Here is a 26,314-nt window from a genome sequence, read left to right on the forward strand (position 1 = left end):
CCTTAAGACGAAACATTTGATTGGGCTTCCTGAGGGGAATGGGAATCAAGCAACCACATCCCTGCGGCTATTTTAGGTTGATTTGCCTGTAAACTCATACCCTGTTGCATTCCCATCACCAGTAGTTCTAGAGCGTCAAGAAGTTTAGGGTCAAATACTGTACCCGCTGACTCCTTACAGTCGTTAATTGCTTGTGCCAAAGGAGCCTCTTGGGATTGATAAACCTTCACCCGCTGTTGAAATGTGGTAATCAGTGCTAAAATTCTCGATTCCAAGGGAATCGCATCATACGCCAAACCATCCGGTTGTCCGGAGCCATCCCAATGTTCGCTTTGGTGGGTGATAATGTGAGCAATTGCCTGTAATTGGGGCATGACACGCAAAACCGAGGATTTGGGCATCGTCTCTTGTTGAGAAACCGCCTGTTGCTGCACTGTGGATTTTGCTGGTTCTAGGTCATCATCTACGGCTTGTAACGGCGCCAGACGATGCAGCAATCCCGCTAATCGCAGCCGTTTGATTTGCCATGCAGGTAAATCGAGCAATTGACCCATAGCTTCACACAGGGTTGCCACTTCCGCCGCTGCCATGGGATTGGTTACATCAGCTTGATCGATGAGCTGTGCCATCCGCAAAAATGCCTGCACCTTATTAGACACTAGATTATTATCTAAGTCTTGCTCGGAACGGGGCAAGTTCTGAAGTGGCTCATCCTCAGTTTGATGTAATTCTTGTTCAAAGCTTTCCAGATAATCGACGACGCGAGACACAACCTGCCCAATATCATCGCGTTTTTTGCTACCGAAGGCAGCCGTAATTTTTTGGGCTTGGTCGGTGAGGCGCTGTTGTAACTGTTGATCGTAACCGCCAATGTGGGCGATCGCTAAATCGACTGTTTCCCGAACCAATTCCGGCTCAAATGTCCAGAACCCATAAAACTTGCGCTCCCGATCATCTGTCGGTTGTCCTTTGCTGCCGTAATCCTCGGCAGATAACTCTTGACATAAGACCATTGCTGTGTATGTCTCTGACATAATAATCAAATGCCATTCTTGAGCCACTGGATCAGAAGCATCTAAATCCAATAGTCTCACATTAGAACGCTGGCTGGTGGGATGTTCCCCAAAACCAGTCTCCGCTGTCGCCAGAATTACCACTTCAGACGACTGTTGGGCTAAATCGCCATAGCGTTCTGCCTCTTGCATATACCATTTCCCCTGCTGAAATGCTGCAATTAGCAGAGGTTTTCCTTCTGACTCTAAGATGAAGTCTTCCAAGGCATGACACAGGGCAATCAGGGTGTTTTTGTGATAAACACCAAAATTCAGCGGTCGCTTACCGCCGCGATGAGCTGTGTCTAACTTTTGTAATATCGAACCTTGCAGCATGATCAAACCTTGTCTGAGGGGTTCAGGGGAAAGTGGGTGTGTAGAGACGTGCCATGGCGCGTCTGGGAGCAGGGGAGAATTTTAACCGATTATTTTATGTTAATTATGATACATTTTAGGGTTGAATTTCTCCAAGCTGTTCGAGTTGGCGATAAACGGATAGAATCAACTACCCCGCTGTAACCAGTTGTTTAGGCGGCGTCTTAGCTGAAACTTCAATCGGAGCCGCTAATGCCTCCTCTAAATCCGCACAGCCCAAACGTTCCTCTAAAATTTTCATCACTTCGCGACCAAAATCATCGGGATTTTGCCGCCACGCTTGCAGACAAACCTCGCCAAAGAAAGAGCCTAGGGGTTCGGGATTCCAGAGTAGCTTTTTCGCTGTCCAAGGCATTAAACTCATTGGATCATAGTCTTTTTCGAGAATATTGTTCTCAAAAGCGTAGGCTTCCAAATGAGTATGGGGTTGTAATCCGATAAAAAAGATCGCGGGTTCCACCTTGTCAGCACCAAAGATTCGCTCTAACTCCCGGTGATAGGCAATGGTTTGGCGAATGGTGTCTGGTCGCTCATCTATTACATTAAAGGAATAGTTGACCGAAACCAAGTCATTAAATCCCGCTGCTTTCAAATCCCGACAATTTTGCAGCACGGTGCGAAGGTTGTACCCCATTCGCATCTTGCGAACTAATTCCTGGGAACCACTGGTAATGCCGATTTCAAAGTAGTTCATCCCGGTTTTCACCATCAAGTCGCATAATTGGGGTGTGAGATTATCTGCCCGAATGTATGCCGCCCAGTGAATGTCTGTCATCCCAGAATCAAGAATTTTCTGCAACAGTTCCACCGCATCGTCGATAAACTTCCGGGCGGGGATAAACTGAGCATCGGTAAACCAGAAGTTGCGGATACCTCGGTCATAAAGCTGGCGCATTTCGGCAACCACTTCATCAGCGGGATTGATCCGTACTTGTTTACCTTCGACGACGGTGTAGATACAGTAGCAGCAGTTGTGGGGACAACCCCGTTTAGTTTGCACCCCAATATAAAAGTCGCTCTCTTGAAAATAGTAATCAAACGCCGACCAGATGCTTTGGATATAGTCGTAATTACAGGCAGTTTTTTCTAGGGGAGTTGGGCGTTCATGAATCATGCGATCGCGCGGCTGCGTTTCACCCACGACATAACAGCGCTCATCGGCAAAGGATTCACCCCGCAGAAGTTTCTCCAGTAGGGTTTCACCTTCACCAACGGAGACAATTGTCCCGTTGGGTAATTTCGTCTTCAGTTGTTCATAAAATACGCTAACTGCACCGCCGCCAACCATCACCCGTGCCTCTGGGTTGTAAGTACGGGCGCGTTTAAGTCCCCGACGAATCAATCCTAAATTACGCCACAGTTCAGTATAATACGCGGCGGCTAGGCGTAATCCCCCGATCGCCCCGCTTAACTTGACAAAGGGGTTACTGGCGTAGTAGAACTCGAAGGCATTTTGCAAGGGGTTCCCCCCTCTACCGCCAACTGGCGCATAGATTTGAATATCGCGCCAGGAGAATACCAACAGCGTCGGTTGGAATTCGTCAATACAGGCGTCGAGCGATCGCGAAAAATCCAGGGGAGGTACAGTACCTAAGTCAAAGATGCGCTGTTCTACCTCTGGGAAAAGTTTGTGAACGTGATCGGCTAGATAGACAACACCAATCGGGAAAATCGGGTTGCAGGGGAGGCGCACATAAAGAATTTTTGGTGACATTATAAGTTTTATCTGGGATAAATCGGCTTTTATGAACAGGGTTGGCTCGGTTGAACTGGGCAAATCTCCAACCCAACTTGGATGAAAACCCGGTGTACGCAGACGTTTAAGTCCCCACCGACCGGGAGAGAAGAACACAGCCCCAGCCCAGCTTTCTCAGAATATTGGATTTCTTTTTCACATAACTTAACTTTACTTTAACAAGATTGGGTTCTGACCTCAAGCGTATGCTATTTTTTTCGTGGGGTTCATCGTTGAGAGTCTGAGCGAGGTAATCTAAGCCATATTACCTAAGGCGTTCAAATTGAGGGTCTTAACTTTATGTAGAAGTTCTCATCCTCAGGGATGGGAAAAATTAGCCATTTAGCGGCGATCGCTGGGACGAGATTGGCGAAAAAGCCGCACAATTGGTAGTCGGGTTTACAACAGGGAAGGGATCACAAGTGCTAAGTTAGGTGAAGTAATAACAAACAGAATTCATTTAGTACCTCACTCAGCAGTTATGACTCAGATACTTGATCCCCTACCCTCTGATAATCAAACTCACATTGTCTGTTGCTATGTAAACGCCACGAGCCAGATTCAAATTGCTCGGATTACAAATATTCCCAATTGGTATTTTGAGCGCGTGGTTTTTCCAGGACAGCGCTTAGTCTTTGAAGCCCTACCCCAGGCGCTATTAGAGATTCACACCGGGATGATGGCAAGTGCGATTCTCTCGGATACCATACCCTGTACTCGCTTGCTTATCGCTCAAGACGGTAATCCGGCGCCGTCTTCTGACGCTAAAGCCGTTGTACCACCGACTGATGATAATAAGCCCAGTGAAAATAAGCCCAGTGAAAAAACAATTAGTCATAGCCCAGCCAGCCAAGTTCGTTTAGCTGTGGCAACAGCTCACTAAATAACAAAAGCCATTAAAAAATAAAGATTAAGGGGGTTGTTCAACTGAGCAACCTCTTACGTTACGATTGGGGCAGTAAACAGACTAAATTTGAGGCATCAAGTTGTGAATCTGCCCGACTTTATCTGGTTGTGGAAAATAGCCGCTTGGTCAATGGGTTTGTCCCTCGCGGCTTATAGTCTGTTGGCGGTGACGGGCAGTGTTCTGTTCACGAAACGGCGCTCTCAACACCCCAAACCCAAATGGTTGCGACCTTTACACTACATCATCGGATGGGTAATGGTCAGTTTGGTTTTGCTGCTCCTGGGAATTGGTGTAGTGGGTACTATCGGTCATTATGGCAATCTCGGACATTCGGGACACTTGATTGCCGGATTAGCTGTTGTAGCTTTGGTTGCGGTGTCCGCCGCAAGTTCCACCCAGATTAGCCCCCAACACCCTTGGGCGCGGGCAGTTCATCTGGGAACCAATATTGCTTTATTTGTCGGATTTGCCTGGGTGTCCTATTCCGGATGGCAGGTGGTGCAGAAATATTTGTGAGCAGGGGGAGCAGAGGGAGCAGGGGGAGCAGGGGGAGCAGAGGGAGCAGGGGGAGCAGAGGGAGCAGAGGGAGCGATATAATTAATTGGGAAAGCGTTAGCTTATCCGGCAAGAAGCCCTACATTAGGATCTCTGATGTGATGTAGGTCGCTCACTTGGCTAGATATAGCACTACGCACTCTCGTTAGGACAAATGAAGAAAACATCAAATCGCTCAATCCCTTGTAAGGTAAGCGTTTTTCTTCACTATTGCCTATTGCCCATTGCCTATTGCCCAGCGCGTAGCGCTATATAATCCCCTGAGAAGGTTGCCACAGTAGACAACGTTTAGCTGGAGAGGGTGTCAGTCGAGTAAAAAAGCCAGTACAAAAACTATCTAACTAATATGATAGGTGGGACATAAGTCCTGTAGAGTTTACAGGGAAACAAACTATGAACAAATTAATTGGATTAGTGATCATTGCTGCCGTTCTAGTCGGAGCAGCTTTAGGTTGGCAAGGAGTATCCCTTCCGTTTTTGGGAGGACTCTTTGGGGGTGAAAACCGCACAGCGAACCAAATCATTGAGTCAGTTCCAGACACGGCAACCGACCAAGGGGCAACACAACAACCTCAAGCAGCAACAGGAACTCAGCCAACGGCTCAGGCTCCGGCGGCGATTGGAACCGTCGATCAAGCCCAAAATAATCAGGGTACAGCTCAAGCCCCTCAAACCACAGTGGGTCAAGCGGATACAGGCGCGGGTGAAGCGACTGAGGAGTCCGAACCGATTACGGCTCTCTGGTAACGTGATTGACTAAATCTGTACGGACTGGCTAGGGCGCGTCTAACGTTTTATCTAATGAACTTTTCCAGTGATATTTTAATTGTGGGCGGTGGCGTGATTGGTTTAGCACTCGCCCTAGAGTTGAAGTGGCGGGGGGCAACAGTCACGGTATTAACTCGCGACTTTAAACAAGCAGCGACTCTAGCTGCCGCTGGGATGTTAGCCCCTCATGCAGAAGCCATTCCCGAAAGTCCGATGCGGGAATTATGTGGGCGATCGCGATCGCTCTATTCCCAATGGTGTACCAAACTGGAACAGCTTACGGGTGTGGCGACAGGATATTTGCCCTGTGGCATTCTCGCCCCAGTTTATGAAGAGGTTTCAGCGTCTCATCCTGAGGCTGGCAATTGGTTAGATAAACAGGCAATTCATCTATATCAACCGGGTTTAGGGGCAGATGTGATTGGCGGTTGGTGGTATCCCGAAGATGGGCAAGTCGATAACCGCGCCTTGGCGCAAGCCCTGCGATTAGCGGCTCAAGAAATAGGGATTGACCTGCGTGAAGGCGTAACCGTTGAGGCAATTGAGCAGCAAAATCGTCGCGTTTGTAGCGTCAGAACCTCGATTGGTGAATTTCAGGCTGATCAGTATGTCTTAGCAACAGGGGCTTGGTCTAACCAACTGTTACCTGTACCCGTTTATCCGAAAAAGGGTCAGATGCTGTCGGTACAAATACCAGCCAATCCCCATCAGCCCTTACCCCTGCAACGGGTGTTGTATGGACCCGATACCTACTTAGTTCCACGTCGAGATGGGCGATTACTGATTGGTGCCACCAGTGAGGATGTGGGATGGCAATCGGATAATACGCCAGCAGGAATTCACACCTTACTATCACGGGCAATACGGTTATATCCATCCCTACAGGATTGGTCTATTCGGGAATGCTGGTGGGGATTTCGACCCGCTACCCCAGATGAATGTCCGATCCTCGGCGTTAGTCCTTGTGAAAATCTAACTCTAGCGACAGGACATTATCGTAATGGCATTCTCCTCGCCCCGATAACCGCCCAGCTATTGGCAGACTGGATGGAAACGCAAACCGCTGATCCGTTATTAGACCATTTTCGATACGATCGCTTTTATCATCAATCCTCCTCAAATTTAATGATCAGTTCTCCGATTACGCCCGTATCTCTCCAAACCACCTCGGTTACAGAACCAGCGACATCTGACTCGTTAATCATTGCAGGTCGAACATTTCACTCCCGCCTCATGACAGGTACAGGGAAATACAGCACCATTGAACAAATGCAACAGGGTATTGCGGCGAGTGGGAGTCAGATTGTTACCGTAGCCGTGCGGCGGGTGCAAACCAAAGCCCCGGGTCATGAAGGATTGGCAGAGGCGCTGGATTGGACAAAAATCTGGATGTTACCCAATACCGCTGGCTGTAAAACCGCAGAGGAAGCCGTGCGGGTGGCGCGGTTAGGACGGGAAATGGCAAAGTTATTAGGACAAGAGGATAATAATTTTGTCAAGTTAGAAGTGATTCCCGACGCGAAATATTTATTACCTGACCCGATTGGCACTTTGGAAGCCGCTGAGAAACTGGTGAAAGAGGGGTTTGCGGTACTGCCGTATATTAATGCTGACCCCATGTTAGCTAAACGATTGGAAGAGGTGGGGTGTGTCACCGTAATGCCCTTGGGTTCTCCGATTGGTTCAGGACAGGGGATTAAAACGGCGGCAAATATTCAAATTATTATCGAAGAAGCGGGAATTCCTGTGGTTGTAGATGCGGGAATTGGGTCGCCCAGTGAAGCGGCGCAAGCCATGGAGATGGGGGCAGATGCTTTACTTGTGAATAGTGCGATCGCGCTAGCCAAAAATCCGGTGGCGATGGGGAAAGCGATGGGTATGGCGACTGAAGCGGGGCGTTTGGCATTTCTGGCGGGGCGAATTCCAATTAAAAGTTATGCCAGTGCGAGTTCACCGTTGACGGGGACGATTAGTTAAGTTTTGTCATTTGTCCTTTGTCATTCGTCATTCGTCATTCGTCCTTGGGAAGTTTGAGGTCCCGAACATGCTTACCTGGGAGATGAAAGTGGGACTTATCTTAGCCAACTTTTAGGCGATCGCGCTAAAGTCCGGGAATGTCGTCCCATCACCCTACCGAATAACTCTGAACCTGAACCTGATTTGGCGATCGTCAGACCTCTGGGACGAATATATCGCCAGCGCCATCCCTACGCTGAAGATGTCTTTTTGCTGATTGAGTTTGCTAACACCAGCCTTGCCAAAGACTTGGAGGTCAAGTGCAGGGCTTACGCCGCTGCCGGAATTGAGGACTATTGGGTTGTCAACTTAAAAAACCGACACCTGAAAGTATTTCGTGAACCTGTCGATGGTGACTATACCCGCCAATTAACCCTGACGACGGGAGAAATTCACCCGTTGGTATTTCCTGATGTTCGGGTTTCGGTACAACGATTATTAGAGGGTTAGAACCGCTTTTTAGCGACTATAACAATTTCTTATCCAAACAAGAGAGTTTTTATACTGAGAGTTTGTTACAATTCTATAAGTTGAGTAAAGAAGGTTATCATTCATGCCATATACCACAGAAGAAGGCGGACGTTTAAATAACTTTGCCCGTGAACCGAAAGTTTACCAAGCAGAACCACCAACCAAAACCGAGCAACGTAACTATGTATTTCTGGGAATTGCGGCTCTAGTTTTAGTTAGTGGATTAATGTACGTCGCTGTCTCTGTATCCAGCGTTAGCTAAGTTCTGCGAATCCCTAAATCGGGAACACCCCTGTTAATCCAGCGATTTTGGACTAACAATGAAGTGAAATCTGATCAAGGATTACGCGAAACATTAGTTCGATTTAGCCTAAAAAGCCAAAATCAGTAGGGTCAGGGGTTTGCTTCCCCTTGCATCGCTTGCAACGCATTCATAACACTTTGATGACTGTCTAATCTGCCTTGCTCTTGGAAAAGTTCAGCCGCTTTCTGCAAATCAGCCGTCGCTGCTTCAATGTTCTCCAATTGGAATTGAGTCAGCCCCCGATTGTAATACGCTTCAGCAAAGGTGGGTTGCAGTTCAATTGATTTAGTATAATCAGCGATCGCGTCTTCATATTGTTCTAAGCGATTGCGGGTTAGCCCCCGATTATAATAAAGGCGAGCATTTTCGGGGTTGATTTCCAGCGCTTTGGCGTAATCGTCGAGAGCCGCTTCAGAATTGCCTAACTCGTCGTAAACATTCCCGCGACTAATATACGCCGTGCCATTTTCCGGGTTAATTTCGATTGCCTTAGTGAAATCCGCGATCGCTTTTTGATAATCCCGGCGCACAAAATGGGTATAGCCTCGGTTACTATAGGCTTGACTGAAATCGGGATTTAACTTAATGGCTTGGGTATAGTCATAAATCGCAGCATCGTAATTACCCAGACTATGATAAGCGTAGCCGCGATTATAGTAGGTATCCGCATCTTCGGAATTCAGTTGTAATGCATCGGCGAAGTCAGAAATCGCACCCGCATAATCACCCTTTTCCAATTTATCGACGCCTTGGTTATACAGTTCCACGGCTGTTAACTTCTCTGACGAGGCTTCTTGCACAACCCTGATTGGCTGTTGGGCGTGAACCGCTTCGGAGAATCCCGTCAGGACAGTCATTAATCCAAAAATGGTCAGTATGCGATAGGTTGAGTTCATCGTTAGTTGTGGTTTTTCGGTTTAAGGTTAAGAGGGTCAGCGTGAGAGTTTTACAGTCTGCCGACGTAAACCTTGCCAAAGTGGTTCCTCGTTAACTTTAACCCTGTCCAAGCCAACATGACCGATACTTGATCATTAGTGTACCCGGAAGATGAGACAATAAAAATGCACCAATTCAAAGGATAAAAAGATGCTCAAGACCATTGCCGCCATTTTGCTGCTAGTATTCAGCTTAAGTCTGCATGGCTGCACTGTCGGCGTTAGTGGACTGAAAAGCTATGTCGATACGGCTGACGGTTATGAGTTTCTCTATCCGAATGGTTGGGTGCCGATTAAAGTCACTGATGGACCTGATGTTGTATTTCGGGATTTGATCGAGCCAACCGAAAATGTCAGCGTGGTGATTAACCCCGTTCCAGAGAATACAACCCTCACCGATTTAGGAACGCCTGGGGAAGTCGGTTACCAACTCCAGCAAAATGTGCTTTCGGCGGCGAATTCCAATCGTCAAGTTGAATTAGTCGATGCCAAAGCTCGCGATACGGGAGACAAAACCTATTATCTTCTTGAATATAGCGTCAAACTTCCCAGTCAAAATCGGCATGACCTAGCCACAGCCGTGATCAGTCATGATAAGCTCTATACCTTGAATGCTTCAACCACTGAAGAACGTTGGGATAAAGTGCAAGACTTGTTTACCCAAGTCGTTAGTTCGTTTAACGTTTACTAGATTAGGGGTTATTTGTCAAGATAAATGTAACGAATGACAAAGGACAAATGACGAATGACAAAATTCGTTTTAGCCTCCGCTTCGCCAGCACGCCGCCGTTTATTGCACAATGTTGGCATTGAACCCATCGTTTGTCAGAGTGATTTTGATGAATCTCAGGTTAAGGTTACTGATCCGATAGAGTTGGTCAAGACGTTAGCATTACACAAAGCCCAAACCGTTGCGCCTAAATTTAACGATGGGCTAGTGTTAGGCTGTGATTCAGTGTTAAGCATTCAGGGTGAGATCCACGGGAAACCCGCCAATCCCCAAGAGGCGATCGCCCGGTGGCAGATGATGCGGGGTAGAGTGGGCGAACTTTATACGGGTCATGCCTTAATTGACTTATTACAGGACAAAACAATTATCCGTTGTGGGATAACACGAGTCTACTTTGCCAATGTTAGCGATCGCGCGATTGAAGTGTATGTGGCTACAGGCGAACCACTTAAGTGTGCGGGTTGCTTTGCGCTGGAAGGGCGGGGCGGCTTATTTGTCGAAAAACTAGACGGTTGTCATAGTAATGTTATTGGTCTGAGTTTACCCCTGTTGTATAAGATGCTGCGTGAGCTGGATTATGAGGTGACAGACTTTTGGTAGTCATTCGTCATTTGTCATTTGCTCGGGGCGGGTTTAGTTACTTATAGGTGTAAAGGACAAGATAGTAGTGAAACCCGCCCCTACAGACAGACACGCTCTAGTACGTCTGGAACATGACTCCCTCATCTTCCCCATCTCTCTCATCTCTCATATCTCCCCCAGCTTCCCATTCCCTGTTCCCTTGTGAGAAAATTTGTTCAGGTGAGGCGGAAGTTTGTTATAGTCAAAGCACTTTGAGTCTATTGTTAAGCTGATATAGCTGGAGCGGATCTATGACAACCAGCGAAGAATTTAAACAGAAACTAAAGGCAGGGAACATTGGCGATGCCTTTACCCTAGCCTTGTCGGAATCGGTGGAGTTGGAAATTACCACCTGGGTGGCTTCCGCCAATTCGCCCCAAACAGAAAAGCCTGCGGCTAATTCCTGTATGCGTACCCGGATTAATATTGTGGAAGGCTCCATCGATAATGAGGTAGGATCTCAATTTATCGGTAATGGTCCCTACACGGAACTACGCCAATTTCATACCCAGCAAGTTCAGGAAGGACGCCAGATTATCCAGAATAATCTGGAAAACTTGCAACAACTCTTTACCGTGTTGACTCGCGTGCAATATCAACCCCAACAGTCAACCCAGCAGCAACTTCGGGAGAGCAATCCAGCTCTGTCGCCTTCGAGTCAGGATAATTTACCCTAATCTTGAAGATAGGGATTGACAAATCTGGCAATTTCTGTATTGGTAATCGCCCAAATTCAGGTGAGTTTATTATGGCGTCGAGTGAGGATTTTAGGCAACAACTCAAAGCAGGCAAGGTTCAAGAAGCGTTTGCTGGGGCTTTAGCGGAAGCCGTTCAGTTGAAAATTACCACCTGGGTGGCTGCTGATGCTGAGGAACACGCCGAAACAGCCGCCCAACCCGGTTATCGCCTGCGGACTCAAATTAATACGATTGAGGGAGCGATCGCGAATGAGATTGGGGATCAGTTTATTGGCAATGGTCCCTATCGAGATCTCCTCCCCTTTCATTTAGATCAGGTGGCACACGGCAATCAGCTTGTTGAGAATAATCTTAAAAGTTTGCAAAAGCTATTTGAGATTTTAATTGCGCTGCAACATCACAAGACAGGGTTGAGTGAGATAGAATACCCGCCCTTATCCATTCCCCCACAAGAGACAGCCACCCCACCGGATGCGGGAGTAGCCGCCGCCGAATTGACCGCCCAAACGCCAGATTTGACGACTCCGGATATTCAGGAACAGGTATCTCCTGAATCGACTCCCTCGCCAGAGACAACAGCTTGGGAGGAACAAGAGGAAGACGAGGAAGAAGATGAGGATGACTCGGTGCTAGATTTGCTTGAGTCATTACCCCCTCCTCCACCCCCACCGCTAGAGGATGAAGAGTCCTCAATCCCTGAGGAGGATGCGAGAGATGAATTCATTGAAGCAGAACCAGAACCGCTATCGGATCGCCACGAAGCGGAGTTAGATGAGGAAGACTGGCAAGTTCTCAACGAAGATTGGGGAACATTGGAACTTGAGGAATTGAAGTCACCCCCCTCGGCTGAACCGGATATCCCACCCCAGACAGACATTGAACCCAAACCGAGGGAACCGGAATCGGCTAAAAAAATGCCCAGTTTGGACTCCTTAGAAGAACTAAACCAGGATACTGACGACGATACCGACTGGGATGACTGGGTAGTAGATGAACCAGAATTAGGCGATCGCTCTTTTGCCCAGATGGATAAGGATGAAGACTGGGGTGACTTAGTAGAAGACTTTGACCCCTTCGCCGCCCCTCCACCTGTTGAGGAGTCCCCCTCAGCGTTAAATATTCAGGAAGACTGGGATGAATTTGCCGTTGAGGAACTTGAACCCTATTCTGATTTAACTGAGGTTGATAGTGAGATTGAATGGTCAGACTTGGGTGAAAGCCAAACGTCTGAGTCTACCAGCGATCCCCTGGAAGGCTTAGGTGCTTTACCCGAAGAGTCTGAGGAAAAAGAACTGAATTCAGAATCATCAAGTGATCCCATGGATTTGTTGGGGGATCAAAACCAAGCCGCCGAAAATGTGAATGAGCCGGATTATGAATTCGAGGAACTCTCCTTGGACGAATTTTCCCTAGATGATTTTGATCCCCTAAGCCATCCAGAGGAGGAGAATTGGGAGAAGAAACCCAAATCAACGCAGCAAGGAGAACCACCACCGCCTCCACCTCCTAGCCCCTTTCAGGATAAACATCAGGAACCTTAGGGGAAGCAGGGGGAGCAATGTAGAGACGTAGCATGCTACGTCTGGGAGTTGGGGGAGCAGGGGAAGCTGGGGGAGCAGAGGGAGCAGAGGGAGCTGGGGGAGCAGAGGGAGCTGGGGGAGAGATTCCGTAGAGCGATACAATTGAATGTTGAGTCACGAAGGTTTCCATTTTTGGGAAATTTCGGTAGATGATTGGATGACTGAACAGGTGTTCTCAAAAGGTGTGGGTTGATGACCAATCGCAATCGACAAGAGCATTCAGATGTACCCGCCTCTAAAACCCGAGGCAATAATTCGGGTGTGAATCGAAACATTAATCATTTCTTGCAGTCGTTAGGTGACACACTGATCGACTTCACGGCGCTAGAAGTGAATACGATCGTGGTGGATCATATTAGTGGTCATAAGTTTATTGCCTGGGAAGCGTACCGGGATATTTATCCGATTTCGCCAGGGTATTTAGAACAACAAGGTATCCACGAGTCATTACGCGATCGCTACTTGGAGTTACGCACCAGTCTAGAACGGGAGTATCGGGGACTGTTGAATGATCCAACCTCGGAACTTCATGATCCGACGGTGTATGAGCAGGATAACTCCAGTTTCGCCCATGACTTTGAGCGTACTCCCACTCGTCTCCCCAATCCCCTGGATCTGAAAAGTCCAGAGACAATTGTTGCTATTCAACGACTGTTAGGGAACTGTCGTTTTTTACGCGGGTTGCGTAAACTGGCGGAACTCAAAGCCGCTTTGGATGATCGGAATCAAACGGTACTACGTTTAGTCTCTCAACAACCCGATCAAGTTGAGATGATTCAACGGATGATCGCCACGGATACGATTTGCGCTCAAACTGTGATTCAACTCGATGGTGATGTGATCAACCGTTATGATCAATCCCTGTTTCACCATCCCCAGAAAGAGGTTATTTTGCAAATTCATCGAGAGGGAGTCATCGCCAGTGAACGACAATGGCGCGGACTGTTGGAGTTTATTATTGGTCTAATAAAAGCTACACTGCATAAGTCATAAGGTATAGCGCTGCACGCAGGGCAAAGGAAACAGGGTTTGACGTTTATGAATCAGCATCCTCGTTTAGCATCACCGTCTCACCTGCTTTCTCCACGTCAGAATTTAGCGATCGCCTCTTGTATTCAAATTGAGGTAGAACGCATTTCTCGCTCTCAGGTTCTGTTTCACGGAGTTCGCTTCACGTTAGATAAAGAAATTTTACATCAGATTCAACAGGCTCAACAGATGGGGGATTCCTTGAAGCTTTCCCGCCAATTACTCACAGATTTGCGATATTACGCTCTCATTGATGACGAAAACCGTTGGCAATCGGGATTAACGTTTTGTACGTACTATCAGCGCGGAAACTCCCAAGAGGCGCTAATGCGAAGTGTGATTGGTATGGATGGTGATATTATGCATCAAATCCAGCGCAATTGTCTAGAACGTCCCAAGTTTTCCCATCAGATTTCAGCGGCGCATTATTGGTTAATTGAACAAATCATGGGTCAGTTGCGTTTGGGTACATTTTTGCCGTTAACTCGGTTAATCAATGGACTCGCTTTGGGATTGGCGTTGCTGATTGCTATGCTGCTAGTGATTCCCTTTATCCCAGTTTTCCTGAAAACCCCTTTCATGCTGATCGCTGCTTTGGTAATGATTGGATTATTTTTCTTTGGATTTCGACACTTGCTTCATTTATTACGTCCAACAGCAAACCAATGGATTATCCGGCGAATTTTAGGCGGATTTCTATCTTCCAAACCTGGCTCCAAGCGTTTCGCTAAGCGACTTTTAACCCGATTGTTTTCTTCTTGATGATCTTAGCGTTACCATTCTCCATTTCCCACGCCCTATCTTGTTGAAAGGATCGCGTTATTCTCTGTAAGCGTTGTGGATGTTGGGTTTCATGATTCAACTCAACCTACAGTATCCCTAGAGGCTGTTGTTTTTTATTTTCAGCAAAGAGAAGACGGCTATCAAAGTGGATTTGATATAATAATAGACGCTACGAACAGCATTTTAAGCCTATTCATTCCCCTGAAAGGAATGATCGGTTTGTTTGAGGTGAATCTACCGAATCCTCAGATGTAACCGATAAACAGTCAATGAAGTTTTATACAACTTATTTTGGTGCGATCGCGCTCCGTACCTGTTGGGCGCTGACATCGATCACCTCTTGTTGCTTGGTATCCAGCTTGAGCGTGCAAGCGCAAATCGTGCCGGATGGAACCTTACCGAATAATTCTGTCGTTACTCCTAATGGCGATACCTTCACGATTACAGGGGGTACGGCATCAGGGAGTAATTTATTTCACAGTTTTGAGCAGTTTTCGGTAGATACCGGGCAAACTGCTTACTTTAACAATGCCCAGAATATACAGACGATCCTCACCCGAGTCACCGGGGGAGAAATCTCCACGATTGATGGCATAATCAAGGCTAACTCTGATGCTAATCTCTTTCTGATTAATCCCAGTGGAATTATTTTTGGCGATAATGCTCAGTTAAATATCGGGGGTTCGTTTATTGCTTCAACAGCGAATAGTATTAAGTTGGCGGATGGGAGTTCTTTTAGTGCCACCAATCCCCAAGCACCGCCCCTACTGACGATCAATACTCCCATTGGTTTACAGTTTGGGTCAAATCCTAAAAGTATTACCAATCAATCAACGGCATTGGCATCACCTAATCTGCCCACTCCTGCCAAAGATATTCCGATTTCCGATAACGTTGGGTTAGCCGTACAACCGGGTAAAACCTTAGCCTTAATTGGCGGTGATATTTTCCTCAATGGGGGCAATTTAACCGCGAATGAGGGAAAAATTATCCTGGGTAGTGTTGCTAGTGCTGGGTTTGTCGGGTTCACATCTACGGCTGAGGGACTGCGTTTAAACTATGACAATAGTCCTCGTTTCGGCACGATTGAACTATCAAACGGAGCCATGCTTAATACGACGGGAGAGGGAGGTGGCAGCGTAGAGATTAGCGGCGAAACGGTCAGTCTCAATGGGGGTAAAATCTATGCCTTAACCTTGGGAAATCGGGACGGTCAAAGTATTGATATTAACGCTAAAACATTTCGGGTTTACGGTGGCTCACAAATTTCTACACTGACACTAGGAAATGGTAGAGGTGGTGCAGTTAATATCCATGCTACTGATTCCGTAGAAATGAGGGGAATTGGATCGGATCTTTATCGACTATTTGTGGGTAAGTATTTGGTGTCTGGATTAATCGACCCTTTTGACCCCCAAATTTTACTAATAACGGGTACGACTGGTATAGGAGATGCCGGAAATATCACGATCGATACGGGTAAACTTTTGGTAGACAATGGAGGTGTATTGGGTAGCCCCACGTTAGGTACAGGTAATGCTGGAAATATAACGATCCGTGCTGAGGTTTTCGATTTAGTTGGTTCTGTCATGAACAGTGGCACAATTGCAGGCAGTACGGGTACGGGAGGAAATATTACCTTTGAGGGAAAACGTTTAACTGTGCGTGATGGTGCGGCGTTGATCAGTGTCACGCGCGATCGCGGCGCATCGGGGGATATTTACCTGAAAGCGTCAGAATCGGTAGACGTGCTGCGTACTCCTGATGGTAGTCCTGTCGCTACTTTAATCGGTTCTACCGCAGGCGGCATTAATGGTCAAGCTGGGGACATTACGATTGACACAAAACGGTTGAGGATTGCTGGAGGAAGTGGCATTAGTTTATCCAGTGGTGCAGTGATTGGTAATCAACCTTTAAATACAACCGGAGGGGCTGGAGGAAATTTAACCGTTAAGGCTACTAAGTCAGTAACAATCGAGGGAATTTCTGGAGTCTTGGCAAATGGAAGTCGGGGTCCGAGTTTCATTTCTGCTGATGCGAATGCGGCGAATCGGGGAGGGAATATGATGATTTCTACGCCTGTACTCACTCTCCGAGATGGAGGCGTGATTACTACGGCATCATTAGGGAGAGGCGATGCGGGAAGTATTACGATTGATGCCGATCGCGTCGAGGTAATTGGCAATCAGGGTCAAGATGAATTTAACAGTCAAATTCAAACCTCTGTAGGGATTGCCTCTCGCGTAATTAATCCCGATGCGACGGCGAATGGAGGGTCATTGAATCTGAATGTGGGAGAATTAATTCTAGACAAGGGCGGAACCCTAAATCTGCGAGCCTTGGGTTCGGGACAGGCGGGAAATATTAATGTTGTAGCCGACGCGATCGCACTTGACAATCAAAGCAGCATTGATGGCACAACAGCATCGGGTGCAGGAGCAAATATTAACCTGCAAGCGCAGAATATCTTGTTGCGTCGTGGGAGTCGAATTAGTACGGATGCAGGTAATGCAGATGGCGGTAATATCACGATTAATACTGATACTTTAGTTGCTGTACCTGAAGAAAATAGCGACATTACAGCTAATGCAGAAAAAGGATTTGGTGGTCGAGTCAGTGTTACCGCTCAAGGGATTTTCGGTATTCAGTTTCGCGAGAAATTAACCCGATTCGGTGATATCACAGCTACTTCGGAGTTGGGTGCTGAGTTTAGTGGAACCGTGCAAATTGATATCCGAGGAATTGATCCAGCCCAAGGATTAGCAGAGTTACCTACAACGCTAACTGATTCTAGCAATCAAATTGCTCAAACTTGCTCATCTCAAGCGCGAAATAATAGCTTTGTTGTGGTTGGACGAGGGGGATTACCCCCAACTCCGGGTGAGGCGTTGAATTCTACTCCAGGTTGGATTGATTGGCGGGTTTCTGGAAGTGGGGGAGCTGGGGAAGCTGGGGAAGCTGGGGGAGCAGAGGAAGCTGGGGAAGCTGGGGAAGTTAGCTCAACACTTAATACTCAAACTCCTTTGGTTGAGGCTACAGGTTGGATAACACAGCCAGATGGAACGATGGAATTGGTGGCGGAAACGTCGGCGGAAATATCGTCTAATTCTTCTTATCCACAACCGTGTCAGGAAAATCACGCTATTAGTAATTAAGCCTTTAATTAAAGTACAAGTCTCACCAACCGCCTTGGGTTTAAACCCAAGAAAAAGCGAAATTCATATAAAGACAACTGGATAAAAGTTTCAGTCCACTTTAGTGGACTTGAGCTATTAGCCCGGAGTTTGAACTCCGGGCTCCGGGCTTCCGGGCGGGTGTCGGGACTAAAATCCTGACAAATGACAAATGACAATTCTCACTGTTAACTTGAATTTTTCCTACTTAGTTACTCATGAACTTATTACGATTACCGCACAAAATAATTGCCAGAAACCTAGTAGTTATATTCATTCTTTGTACACTGCTTGGGTTCCTGATGGCTGTAAGTGTTCATGGCGCGACAAGTCAGAGTAGGGTTGAGATACAAAACCCAACCAACAACGTTAACATGGATGTTGAGCGATCGCGTGTTTTCTTCCCTTCACCAAAAATAATAGCAGCTCAACCTGATTCCCAACTCCAAACGGGACAAATCCTCTATCAAACTGGACAATATTCAGCCGCCGCCAATGTTTGGAAAGAAGCCGCTTCTGAGTTTGAGTCTCAAGGGGATAAACTGCATCAAGGACTAATTCTCAGTTATTTGGCACTGGCTTATCAACAACTGGGACAATTCCCGGAAGCGGAAGCTACGATAAATCAAGCCTTGACGTTGATCAAAAATAAAACCTCACCATCTTCTCAATTTATCCTTGCCCAAATTTTCAACAATCAAGGACAACTACAATTTAACCAGGCAAAATATACAACGGCTCTGGAAACTTGGAAAAAAGCGGAAAAGCTTTATCATGAATTAGGCGATTCCACGGGTGAAATTGGCACTAAAATCAACCAAGCCAGAGCCTTCCAAGCCCTAGGGTTTTATCTGCGTGCCAGAACCACTTTAGAACAAGTTGAGGCATCCTTAACTCGCCAAAATGACTCCCACCTTAAACTGGCTGGACTGCTAAACTTGGGGAACGTGCTGCGCGTTGCTGGCGATTTTGCCACGTCTCAAAATATTCTTGAACAAGGTTTAGTTGTAGCGCAACAACTGCAATCGGATGGGGATATTCAGGTGGCTTGGCTGAGTTTAGGAAATCTTGCCGAAGCTCAACAGCAACCTCAAATAGCACTCGACTATTACCAAAAAGTTGCCGCCCAAAATAGTCCGGTTCAGCTACAAGCCCAAATCCATCAACTTAAGCTTTTGGTTCAACTCAATCGCTTGCAAGAGGCTCAAAACTTAGTTTCCCTGATTCAAACACAACTGGCGAATTTACCGCCAAGTCAAACCACTATTTACGCTCAAATTGAACTAGCTGATAGTCTGGTTAAACTCAATTCTCAGGATTTTACTAAAGCCGCTCAACTCTTAGCAATGGCTCAAAAACAGGCAAAACAGTTAGGAAATATTCGTGCTGAATCTTATACTTTGGGTCGTTTAGGACAAGTTTATTTGCAAACAAAACAGTGGAACGAAGCGAAACAGTTAACGGAAAAAGCCCTCCGTTTAACCGAGGCAATTCATGCTGAGGAAATTGCCTATCAATGGCAGTGGCAAATGGGAAAATTGCTGTTTAAAACTGGGGATAGAAACGGCGCGATCGCATCGTACACAGAAGCCGTTAATACCCTACAATCCCTACGCCAAGATTTAGTGGCAATTAACCAAGATGTGCAGTTTTCATTTCAGGAACAGGTTGAACCTGTTTATCGGGAATTGGTGGATTTACTTTTACAACCGATTCCCGGAAAAGCGGAAGAAGTCAGTCAAGCTAACCTCAAACAAGCGCGAACCACGATTGAATCTCTCCAATTGGCGGAACTGGCTAATTTCTTTCGGGAAGCTTGTTTAGATACTCAGCCGGAAGCAATCGATCGCATCGATCCAACGGCGGCTGTTATTTATCCGATTATTCTACCCGATTCCCTGCGGGATAGTTCTAATTCTCGCTTGGAAGTAATCCTTTCCCTACCGGATCAATCATTGAAACATTACAGCACAAATCTATCTCAATCACAAGTCGATGAGGCAATTAACCGAATGCGCCAATCCTTTAGACGCACATCTTTTGCTGAAGAACGATTATCTATTGCCCAAGAAATTTATAGCTGGTTGGTACAACCCGCCGCCGAGGATTTAAATCGCCAGTCAATTAAAACATTAGTATTTGTACTGGATGGTTCCCTGCGGAATCTACCGATGGCAGCTTTACATGATGGGAAACAGTATTTAATTGAACAGTATCGAATTGCGATCGCGCCCAGTTTACAACTTTTAACAACTGAACCCTGGGCAAGACGCCAGTCTAAAGCCTTACTGGGGGGTTTAAGTGAAGGAAAACCCAACTTTTCGCCTCTACCGGGAGTGAAGCAAGAAGTTAAGGACATTGACGCTACTGTTTCAGCAACCGTTTTACTGGATCAACAGTTCACTACTCAGGCGCTAGAAACTCGTGTCAAAACTCAACCCTATTCCATTGTTCACCTCGCCACTCATGGTCAGTTTAGCTCTAAACCTGAAGACACCTTTATCCTTACTTGGGATGGGCGGTTGGATGTTCAACAATTAAATATATTATTAACCAACCGCGAATTATCGAACTCGCCTCCCCTGGAACTTTTAGTCCTAAGTGCTTGCCAAACTGCCAAAGGCGATACACGAGCCGCGTTGGGACTTGCTGGCGTAGCTGTTCGTTCTGGGGCGCGTAGTACCCTGGCGACTCTTTGGACGGTTAGTGATGAATCGACCGCAACGTTTATGAAACAGTTCTACAAAGAACTTTTTACTCCCAACATCACAAAAGCGGAAGCGGTAAGACGCGCTCAATTGCATTTACTCAAACAACCAGAGTCAAGTCATCCTTACTTTTGGGCATCATTTATTTTGGTCGGGAATTGGCTTTAGTCCAGAAAAAAACTTGATATGTCAAACTAGATTTAAAACCCTTACAAAATTTATAATGATGACTACATCCTCCTGGAGAATGATATCTGTATTCTTATCCTTGTCAGTAGTGGTAGCGCCATTTATGACAGCGAAAGTTTGGGCAGATTCTCCGGTTACCGTTAGCTTTAACCCTCCTCCCGGTAGGAATATGCCCCGTGGCGGTACAGTTGGCGGCGGTTCTCGTCCCGTGCAGATAAGCTGTTTAGCCAATCCATCGGCAAACTCGCGTTCTTTGACGGCTGTAGCGCCCGGATCTCATATCGGGTTATCTCAAAGCGATCGCCCCAATTTGTTCGTGTCTATCCCCCAAACCACTGCCCAAACCATGGAATTTAGCCTGTTTGACGAGGAAATGAACGGGATTTATCAAGTGAGTATTCCGGTGTCTCAAACGGGTTTGGTTAGAATTGGCTTACCGGATACAGCACCCTCTCTAGCGCCGGATCAGCCTTACTACTGGACAGTTGCCCTTGTTTGTAATCCGAGCGATCGCATGGAAGACTGGGTTGTGGGCGGTTGGGTGGAACATATCCCAATTAGTAACCCATTACAGCAACAGTTAGAGAATGTCACTGCCTTAGAAAAAGTGTCCCTCTATGCCCAAGAAGGGTTTTGGTACGATGCTCTCACTATATTAGTGGAACTTCAGCGCAGCCAACCCAATAATCCCGCCGTAGCTACCAGTTGGACGGAATTAATGCAATCCGTGGGATTGGAGGAGATCAGCTTAACTATACCTTCTGCGATCGCGACTCAATCGGTAGACAGCGAATATTAGGAGCTGCTGAATAAGTGTTGTGGTGAGGGGGAGCAGGGGAAGCAGGGGAAGCAGGGGAAGCTGGGGGAGCAAGGGTACATTTTTCCTGAGCAAGGTGATGCCATACTTATGAAGCATACTACCCGATTTCCTTGAATCAAACCCTTTGTCAATAAAGCTCAAAGTATTGATGGGCTTTACGGTTTTGGCTTTGTGCCACAAACCCTAATTATCAATAGTTGTGTACGCAAAATCCGTGAAACTCAACGTACTGACTCGATTCCATTCAAAAAGCTGCTCCCTAAAAGCTTGCCATTGACTGTAAACATCTCGGAATGTAGCATCCTGACTCGCGATTTCTTCATAGAGTTCAAAGGCGGTTTTCCGAGCGGTGTCTAAAATCTCTGGGCTAAAGGGCATTAACTTTGTTCCTCCTAAAAGAAATCGCTCCAAAATTTCGCCATTGACGGCATTATATCGAGCTAACGTTTTTAAATTGGCTTCAGCCGCCGCTGTTTGGAAAATGGCTTGATAATCTGAGGGAAGTTTGTTCCATTCTGCCTGATTGACCAGCACCATGTACGTGGTTCCGGGTTCCCACCATCCTGGATAATAGTAGTAAGGGGCGGCTCTCTGTAGTCCTAGGGTATCATCGTCATAAGGACCAATCCATTCCACCGCATCGATGCTTCCTTCTAATAAAGCAGGTACGATATCTTGACCTGCGATCGTTACAACATTGACACCCAAACGGCTCATAATTTGCCCGCCTAACCCAGGTAGCCGCATTCTCAGGTTCTTTAAATCTGCAACTGTATTAATTTCTCGCCGAAACCATCCCCCCATTTGTGTGCCTGAATTGCCAGCCGGAAATCCGATCAGATTAAACTCAGAAAATATCGTTTGTAACGTATCTAATCCTTTCCCTTTGTAGAGCCAAGCATTTTGCTGTTGAGCATTTAAACCAAAAGGAAGGGTAGTGCCAAAGGCGAGGGCGGGACTTTTCTGGAAGGAGTAGAAGGTATTCGTGTGACAGCATTCAACCGTTCCGGTGGACACCGCATCAAACACTTCCAGAGGTGGGGCTAAATCACCACCCGGATAAGGGGTAATCGTAAAGCGCCCCTCCGTCATCGTACTAACGGAGCGACATAATGTTTCAATGCCCTCAAACAGGATTTCAAAATAGCGATCCCAGCTTGTTGCCATGCGCCAATTAATGATCGGTTGATCAGGTTTTGATGGGGGTTGAGGTGTTTTTTTACGGCAGGCGTTGAGACTAGCCCCAGCCACACCAATTGTTGTATACTTTATGATATTTCGACGTTTCATAACTTATCTATATCGTTTAAATAATGAATCTTAATCATAAATCAGGAAAAAACAATCGACGAATAACAAATGACGAATGACAAAAAAAACTTTCATTCCCCATGGTGGTTAAGTCAGGGTCTGGCGATGACCCTGCACCTGGCGTTTAGAGCCTCCCGTGATTGGGAAGCAATGATTCCTTTCCCAGAACCCCCCTATCAAGAGAATATTTTTCGCGGCGCTGACAATGTACCGATTTTTGGGATTGTCGCTATTCCAGAACATGCTAAGGGGACAATTGTCGGAACTTATGGAATTACCGGGGATTTGGATAACCAATGGTATCTCAGACTGTTGGGGCGTAAAGCCTTTGCTCAAGGCTATGCGGTGGTGCTATTTGATTGGCGAGCCCATGGAAAAACAGCACTGTTGTCACCCACCTTAACCTCCGATGGTTTGTACGAGGGTGATGATTTTGTCCTAATCGCGGCGCAAGCAAAAGCCATGGGATGCCCCGCCCCATTTTGGTTTACAGGCTATTCACTGGGCGGACAATTAGCCCTTTGGGGGATTAAATCAGCTCAAGCGATCGCTCATTCCGAGGCGGTAGGATTAAATGAGTCAGAGATTGGCGGTGGTGCGGTTATTTGTCCGAGTCTGGATTCTCACCGTTCTCTGATGTATCTGTTAAACCATCCATTGGGGCGGTATTTAGAACAAGCTGTTGCACGGACTTTGAAACAACTTGCATGGCGTCTCTATCAGGCTCATCCCCAAGACATTGATCCAGATGCGATTGAACGAGCAAACAGTATTTGGGGATTTGATCATGAGCTAGTGATTAAGCGATTAGGGTTTTCCTCGGTGGACGAGTATTATGATGCCACGAGTGCGCTGTATATTTTACCTCATTTAAACAAACCGACGCTGATTCTTTATGCCGCCGATGATCCGATGTTTGATCCGACAATTATTCCTGACTTGCAAGAGATTTGTGCTGATAATCCAGCGATTGATTTAAGGGTGACCAAACAGGGTGGTCATGTCGGATATATTAGTTCTCGTGCTTGTCAGCGTGACTATCATGATCCGGACTGCTGGTGGGCGTGGAATCGAGTGCTTGAATGGTGTGATTCGTTCAATTGAGATTATAGACAGATCCCCGACTTCTTGAAGAAGTCGGGGATCTTGCTTAGAGAAGCTACCTGATCAAGGATTTCTCTTCAAGCCATAGCATACAGAATTCTTGAGAAATCACATCTGGCTAAGGCTGAACTTTGAATGTAGAAGTACAGTGAGCCATTTTCTACAAGCCTGATTTGCAATAGCAGTGTGTCAAAAGGGTCTTCTTCGGAACCAAAGCCATAACGGGGGTCATCCTGATAAAAGGAAGTATATCCCCCTATTTGGATATCACAATTTGCTCCACTAAACTTGTATTCCAAGTATCCATAAAATTCTTCATAAAAATCTTCCATTTCATCTTCATCAAATAATTCAGGGAAACGGTCACCGAAATCATAATCATAATGGGAAATAGGTTCATATCCTTTAGCCCATTTAATCGCCGAACACTCAACGGCAAAAGGTTCTGCGGTATGATCATCTTTTTCAGGCAAAAAATCAAAGTTAGTGATAATATTTTCTTTATTTAGATCGGTTTCTGGAAAAAAAAGGACGCGAAAATAATTTTGCTCCAATTTACATTGTGAACTCAGAACACTTTCATAAAAATCATCATTGTTACTAGGAATGTAGAATTGTAAAATACCTTGTTTTGGGAAACCTTCGAGATAGGGTATTTCAGCAAAATTGATTTGTGCCAGTAGAAACAGATATTTACCGTCTGGTGTTTTGGGATACTCAAATCCTTTGGGCAGATAAGGAAACCCTCCTCGACTTTTTTCCTTACCTGGAAATTTACTTTGCCACCAGGTTAGGTTTTCATCAGGGATTAACTTCAGTTCTAGATATGGCTTAATTGTGGCTTCAATGCGATCGCGATAACGTTCTAGAATGGCTGGCATTACTTCCCTGATCACATAATTTGAGGATTCTGCGTCTAGAGGAGAATTAACAGCAGCCCAAGCCCTGCGCCACATTGGGTCAAGATTCGTCGTTTGATCAATCTGAGTTCCGAGAAGGTTTGCCTTACTCAAATCGACTCCCGTTAAATTAGCACCTGTGAGGTTGGCATTTTCCAAGTTTGCCGATGTCAAGTCAGCATTACTCAAGTTAGCATGACTCAAATCTGTATGGTGAAAATTTGTTTGGCAGAGTTTTGTCGATTGCAGGTTAGCCCCCGCTAGGTTAAATCCTGAAAAATCCTGGCGACTGAGGTCAAGATTTTGTAACTCTAAATCCTCATGGGTTTGATTGAGAACAGCTATAACCTTGCGCCAACTGGCAGCCATTTGAGTTTGTTCATCAATGATTGCTCCTTTTAGAGTGACTTGATTGAGGGTTACTCCCTGGAAATTGGTTCCTTTTAAGTTGGCATGATTCAGATCGATCTGAGTTAATTGCGCTTGCTGAAAATTGGCATGACTGAGATCTGAATGGCTAAAGTTTAGTTTGTATAAATAAGTGTTCGCGAAATTCGCCCCTTTGAAACTAATCTGGCTTAAATCCCAAGGTTTGTATTGATGTTCGTAATAGAAGCGAACCCCTTGAAAATTGGCGCGATCGCACTTAGCCCCTTGCAGTTTAATTTTCGCTAAATTAGCCCCTTCTAAATTTGCCCCTTCTAAATTAGCATTAGTCAGATTAGCCCCACTGAGATTAGCATGATTCAGATTGGCATGACTGAGGTCAGAGTTGCTCAAATTTATTCCAGTTAGTCCAGCCAAAGACGTATTCGCAAAATTCGCTCCCTTGAAACTAATCTGGCTCAGATTGTCAGTCTTACTGTGTGGATATTTGGATTGATCATAAAAGCGAACCCCTTGAAAATTAGCGCGATCGCACTTAGCCCCTTGCAGTTTAATGGCGGCTAAATTGGCATTTTCTAAATTCGCTTCTTCTAAGTTGGCATTATTTAAATTGGCGTTGTTGAGATTGGCGTTGCTTAAATCAGCCTGTTGCAAATTTATCTGACTTAAATTGGCATTATTGAGGTCAGCATTACTCAAATTCGCCTCTTTCAAATTAGCACCGCTTAGATCGACGAAAGATAGATTGCTTCGTTGTAAGTTTGCCTGTTGTAAGTTGGCGTTAGTTAACTTAGTGTGATTCAAGTGAGTATTACTCAAGTTAGCTTGAGATAAATTGACCCCAGTTAAATCAGCATCTTGAAAACTAGCATGACTTAGATCGACTCCCGATAAATTAAGTTCAGCAAAGTCAGTTGCCGGATTGAGTCCAATTTCTCTGGCTCGTTGCAGAAAGTTATCAGCACTTTCTTGACGTAGAAGATCAACAATTTCTTGGCGTTCGCTTCGGGTTAATTGACCTTGGTGTTGCGGCTGTGTCGATTGATCTGAATGACTGGATTCGTCGTCAAATGCACTATTTCGCCGTCTGCGACGACGTGGAGGTTGTCCTGAATCACTCATGGTGGTTTCGCGATAATACTTTTGTACTATCTAGGATAACGG

At 46.1% G+C, this 26,314-nt stretch carries 21 protein-coding genes; 16 read left to right on the top strand and 5 right to left on the bottom strand.

Annotated features, from left to right (window positions below):
- Window positions 1-2 precede the first annotated feature (2 nt).
- Together RIG66_RS07255 and RIG66_RS07260 are read right to left on the bottom strand one after the other, a co-directional pair.
- Entirely contained in the window at window positions 3-1,388 is a 1,386-nt protein-coding gene (locus RIG66_RS07255) for a DICT sensory domain-containing protein (RefSeq protein WP_446376596.1), read from the bottom strand.
- A 169-nt stretch (window positions 1,389-1,557) separates the two neighbouring features.
- Entirely contained in the window at window positions 1,558-3,141 is a 1,584-nt protein-coding gene (locus RIG66_RS07260; protein WP_446376598.1) for a photosystem II high light acclimation radical SAM protein, read from the bottom strand.
- A gap of 502 nt (window positions 3,142-3,643) precedes the next feature.
- On the opposite strand from RIG66_RS07260, the gene RIG66_RS07265 reads away from it, so the two are divergent.
- The 6 genes from RIG66_RS07265 to psb34 all read left to right on the top strand — a co-directional run bounded on the left by RIG66_RS07265 (window position 3,644) and on the right by psb34 (window position 8,141).
- Window positions 3,644-4,045, top strand: a complete 402-nt coding sequence (locus RIG66_RS07265) for a DUF1830 domain-containing protein (RefSeq protein ID WP_446376600.1) — start codon at window positions 3,644-3,646, stop codon at window positions 4,043-4,045.
- Between the two features lie 105 nt (window positions 4,046-4,150).
- On the top strand, window positions 4,151-4,585 hold the full coding sequence (locus RIG66_RS07270; RefSeq protein WP_446376602.1) for a DUF4079 domain-containing protein: 435 nt from the start codon (window positions 4,151-4,153) through the stop codon (window positions 4,583-4,585).
- A 432-nt stretch (window positions 4,586-5,017) separates the two neighbouring features.
- On the top strand, window positions 5,018-5,371 hold the full coding sequence (locus tag RIG66_RS07275; RefSeq protein WP_446376604.1) for a hypothetical protein: 354 nt from the start codon (window positions 5,018-5,020) through the stop codon (window positions 5,369-5,371).
- A gap of 54 nt (window positions 5,372-5,425) precedes the next feature.
- Complete coding sequence (gene thiO, locus RIG66_RS07280) at window positions 5,426-7,369, top strand: glycine oxidase ThiO (RefSeq protein ID WP_446376606.1); 1,944 nt, start codon at window positions 5,426-5,428, stop codon at window positions 7,367-7,369.
- A gap of 75 nt (window positions 7,370-7,444) precedes the next feature.
- Complete coding sequence (locus RIG66_RS07285) at window positions 7,445-7,858, top strand: Uma2 family endonuclease (RefSeq protein WP_446376660.1); 414 nt, start codon at window positions 7,445-7,447, stop codon at window positions 7,856-7,858.
- A 103-nt stretch (window positions 7,859-7,961) separates the two neighbouring features.
- On the top strand, window positions 7,962-8,141 hold the full coding sequence (gene psb34 / locus RIG66_RS07290) for a photosystem II assembly protein Psb34 (protein ID WP_446376608.1): 180 nt from the start codon (window positions 7,962-7,964) through the stop codon (window positions 8,139-8,141).
- Window positions 8,142-8,272: 131 nt separating this feature from the next.
- Here the strand turns inward: psb34 and RIG66_RS07295 are convergent, their stop codons facing one another.
- Window positions 8,273-9,079, bottom strand: coding sequence for a tetratricopeptide repeat protein (locus RIG66_RS07295; RefSeq protein ID WP_446376610.1), 807 nt, complete (start codon window positions 9,077-9,079; stop codon window positions 8,273-8,275).
- Between the two features lie 190 nt (window positions 9,080-9,269).
- Here RIG66_RS07295 and psbP point away from each other — a divergent pair, with 190 nt between their 5' ends.
- The 9 genes from psbP (at window position 9,270) to RIG66_RS07340 (ending at window position 21,428) form a co-directional block, all read left to right on the top strand.
- Window positions 9,270-9,809 carry a photosystem II reaction center PsbP gene (psbP, locus tag RIG66_RS07300; protein WP_446376612.1) on the top strand — a complete coding sequence of 180 codons (540 nt, stop codon included), beginning with the start codon at window positions 9,270-9,272 and terminating at the stop codon, window positions 9,807-9,809.
- Between the two features lie 54 nt (window positions 9,810-9,863).
- The gene (locus tag RIG66_RS07305; protein WP_446376614.1) at window positions 9,864-10,448 is read left to right on the top strand and encodes a Maf family protein; all 585 of its coding nucleotides are present in this window, start codon (window positions 9,864-9,866) and stop codon (window positions 10,446-10,448) included.
- A gap of 272 nt (window positions 10,449-10,720) precedes the next feature.
- Window positions 10,721-11,146 carry a hypothetical protein gene (locus RIG66_RS07310; RefSeq protein ID WP_006104657.1) on the top strand — a complete coding sequence of 142 codons (426 nt, stop codon included), beginning with the start codon at window positions 10,721-10,723 and terminating at the stop codon, window positions 11,144-11,146.
- 71 nt (window positions 11,147-11,217) lie between these two features.
- Complete coding sequence (locus RIG66_RS07315) at window positions 11,218-12,708, top strand: hypothetical protein (RefSeq protein ID WP_446376616.1); 1,491 nt, start codon at window positions 11,218-11,220, stop codon at window positions 12,706-12,708.
- Window positions 12,709-12,939: 231 nt separating this feature from the next.
- Window positions 12,940-13,740, top strand: a complete 801-nt coding sequence (locus RIG66_RS07320) for a hypothetical protein (protein WP_446358789.1) — start codon at window positions 12,940-12,942, stop codon at window positions 13,738-13,740.
- 45 nt (window positions 13,741-13,785) lie between these two features.
- A complete protein-coding gene (locus tag RIG66_RS07325; protein ID WP_446376618.1) occupies window positions 13,786-14,538 on the top strand; it encodes a hypothetical protein in 753 nt (250 codons plus the stop codon).
- A gap of 290 nt (window positions 14,539-14,828) precedes the next feature.
- Complete coding sequence (locus RIG66_RS07330) at window positions 14,829-17,714, top strand: two-partner secretion domain-containing protein (RefSeq protein WP_446376620.1); 2,886 nt, start codon at window positions 14,829-14,831, stop codon at window positions 17,712-17,714.
- 320 nt (window positions 17,715-18,034) lie between these two features.
- The gene (locus RIG66_RS07335; RefSeq protein WP_446376622.1) at window positions 18,035-20,608 is read left to right on the top strand and encodes a CHAT domain-containing protein; all 2,574 of its coding nucleotides are present in this window, start codon (window positions 18,035-18,037) and stop codon (window positions 20,606-20,608) included.
- A 124-nt stretch (window positions 20,609-20,732) separates the two neighbouring features.
- Complete coding sequence (locus RIG66_RS07340) at window positions 20,733-21,428, top strand: DUF928 domain-containing protein (protein ID WP_446376624.1); 696 nt, start codon at window positions 20,733-20,735, stop codon at window positions 21,426-21,428.
- 204 nt (window positions 21,429-21,632) lie between these two features.
- Here RIG66_RS07340 and RIG66_RS07345 read toward each other — a convergent pair whose 3' ends face one another.
- Complete coding sequence (locus RIG66_RS07345) at window positions 21,633-22,739, bottom strand: TRAP transporter substrate-binding protein (protein WP_446376626.1); 1,107 nt, start codon at window positions 22,737-22,739, stop codon at window positions 21,633-21,635.
- A gap of 69 nt (window positions 22,740-22,808) precedes the next feature.
- Between RIG66_RS07345 and RIG66_RS07350 the strand changes: the two genes are divergently transcribed.
- Complete coding sequence (locus tag RIG66_RS07350) at window positions 22,809-23,864, top strand: YheT family hydrolase (RefSeq protein WP_446376628.1); 1,056 nt, start codon at window positions 22,809-22,811, stop codon at window positions 23,862-23,864.
- Between the two features lie 77 nt (window positions 23,865-23,941).
- On the opposite strand, the gene RIG66_RS07355 is transcribed toward RIG66_RS07350, so the two are convergent.
- Complete coding sequence (locus tag RIG66_RS07355) at window positions 23,942-26,272, bottom strand: pentapeptide repeat-containing protein (RefSeq protein ID WP_446376630.1); 2,331 nt, start codon at window positions 26,270-26,272, stop codon at window positions 23,942-23,944.
- Between the last annotated feature and the right edge of the window lie 42 nt (window positions 26,273-26,314).

It is taken from the genome of Coleofasciculus sp. E2-BRE-01 (genome assembly GCF_040221695.1).
Classification (GTDB): Bacteria; Cyanobacteriota; Cyanobacteriia; order Cyanobacteriales; family Coleofasciculaceae; genus Coleofasciculus.

What these genes read in the sequence shown, in the direction of transcription:
- RIG66_RS07255 (WP_446376596.1), bottom strand. Translation starts at nt 1,388, where the DNA reads ATGCTGCAAGGTTCGATATTACAAAAGTTAGACACAGCTCATCGCGGC.
- RIG66_RS07260 (WP_446376598.1), bottom strand. Translation starts at nt 3,141, where the DNA reads ATGTCACCAAAAATTCTTTATGTGCGCCTCCCCTGCAACCCGATTTTC.
- RIG66_RS07265 (WP_446376600.1), top strand. Translation starts at nt 3,644, where the DNA reads ATGACTCAGATACTTGATCCCCTACCCTCTGATAATCAAACTCACATT.
- RIG66_RS07275 (WP_446376604.1), top strand. Translation starts at nt 5,018, where the DNA reads ATGAACAAATTAATTGGATTAGTGATCATTGCTGCCGTTCTAGTCGGA.
- thiO (WP_446376606.1), top strand. Translation starts at nt 5,426, where the DNA reads ATGAACTTTTCCAGTGATATTTTAATTGTGGGCGGTGGCGTGATTGGT.
- psb34 (WP_446376608.1), top strand. Translation starts at nt 7,962, where the DNA reads ATGCCATATACCACAGAAGAAGGCGGACGTTTAAATAACTTTGCCCGT.
- RIG66_RS07295 (WP_446376610.1), bottom strand. Translation starts at nt 9,079, where the DNA reads ATGAACTCAACCTATCGCATACTGACCATTTTTGGATTAATGACTGTC.
- psbP (WP_446376612.1), top strand. Translation starts at nt 9,270, where the DNA reads ATGCTCAAGACCATTGCCGCCATTTTGCTGCTAGTATTCAGCTTAAGT.
- RIG66_RS07305 (WP_446376614.1), top strand. Translation starts at nt 9,864, where the DNA reads ATGACAAAATTCGTTTTAGCCTCCGCTTCGCCAGCACGCCGCCGTTTA.
- RIG66_RS07310 (WP_006104657.1), top strand. Translation starts at nt 10,721, where the DNA reads ATGACAACCAGCGAAGAATTTAAACAGAAACTAAAGGCAGGGAACATT.
- RIG66_RS07315 (WP_446376616.1), top strand. Translation starts at nt 11,218, where the DNA reads ATGGCGTCGAGTGAGGATTTTAGGCAACAACTCAAAGCAGGCAAGGTT.
- RIG66_RS07320 (WP_446358789.1), top strand. Translation starts at nt 12,940, where the DNA reads ATGACCAATCGCAATCGACAAGAGCATTCAGATGTACCCGCCTCTAAA.
- RIG66_RS07325 (WP_446376618.1), top strand. Translation starts at nt 13,786, where the DNA reads ATGAATCAGCATCCTCGTTTAGCATCACCGTCTCACCTGCTTTCTCCA.
- RIG66_RS07330 (WP_446376620.1), top strand. Translation starts at nt 14,829, where the DNA reads ATGAAGTTTTATACAACTTATTTTGGTGCGATCGCGCTCCGTACCTGT.
- RIG66_RS07335 (WP_446376622.1), top strand. Translation starts at nt 18,035, where the DNA reads ATGGCTGTAAGTGTTCATGGCGCGACAAGTCAGAGTAGGGTTGAGATA.
- RIG66_RS07340 (WP_446376624.1), top strand. Translation starts at nt 20,733, where the DNA reads ATGACAGCGAAAGTTTGGGCAGATTCTCCGGTTACCGTTAGCTTTAAC.
- RIG66_RS07345 (WP_446376626.1), bottom strand. Translation starts at nt 22,739, where the DNA reads ATGAAACGTCGAAATATCATAAAGTATACAACAATTGGTGTGGCTGGG.
- RIG66_RS07350 (WP_446376628.1), top strand. Translation starts at nt 22,809, where the DNA reads ATGACGAATGACAAAAAAAACTTTCATTCCCCATGGTGGTTAAGTCAG.
- RIG66_RS07355 (WP_446376630.1), bottom strand. Translation starts at nt 26,272, where the DNA reads ATGAGTGATTCAGGACAACCTCCACGTCGTCGCAGACGGCGAAATAGT.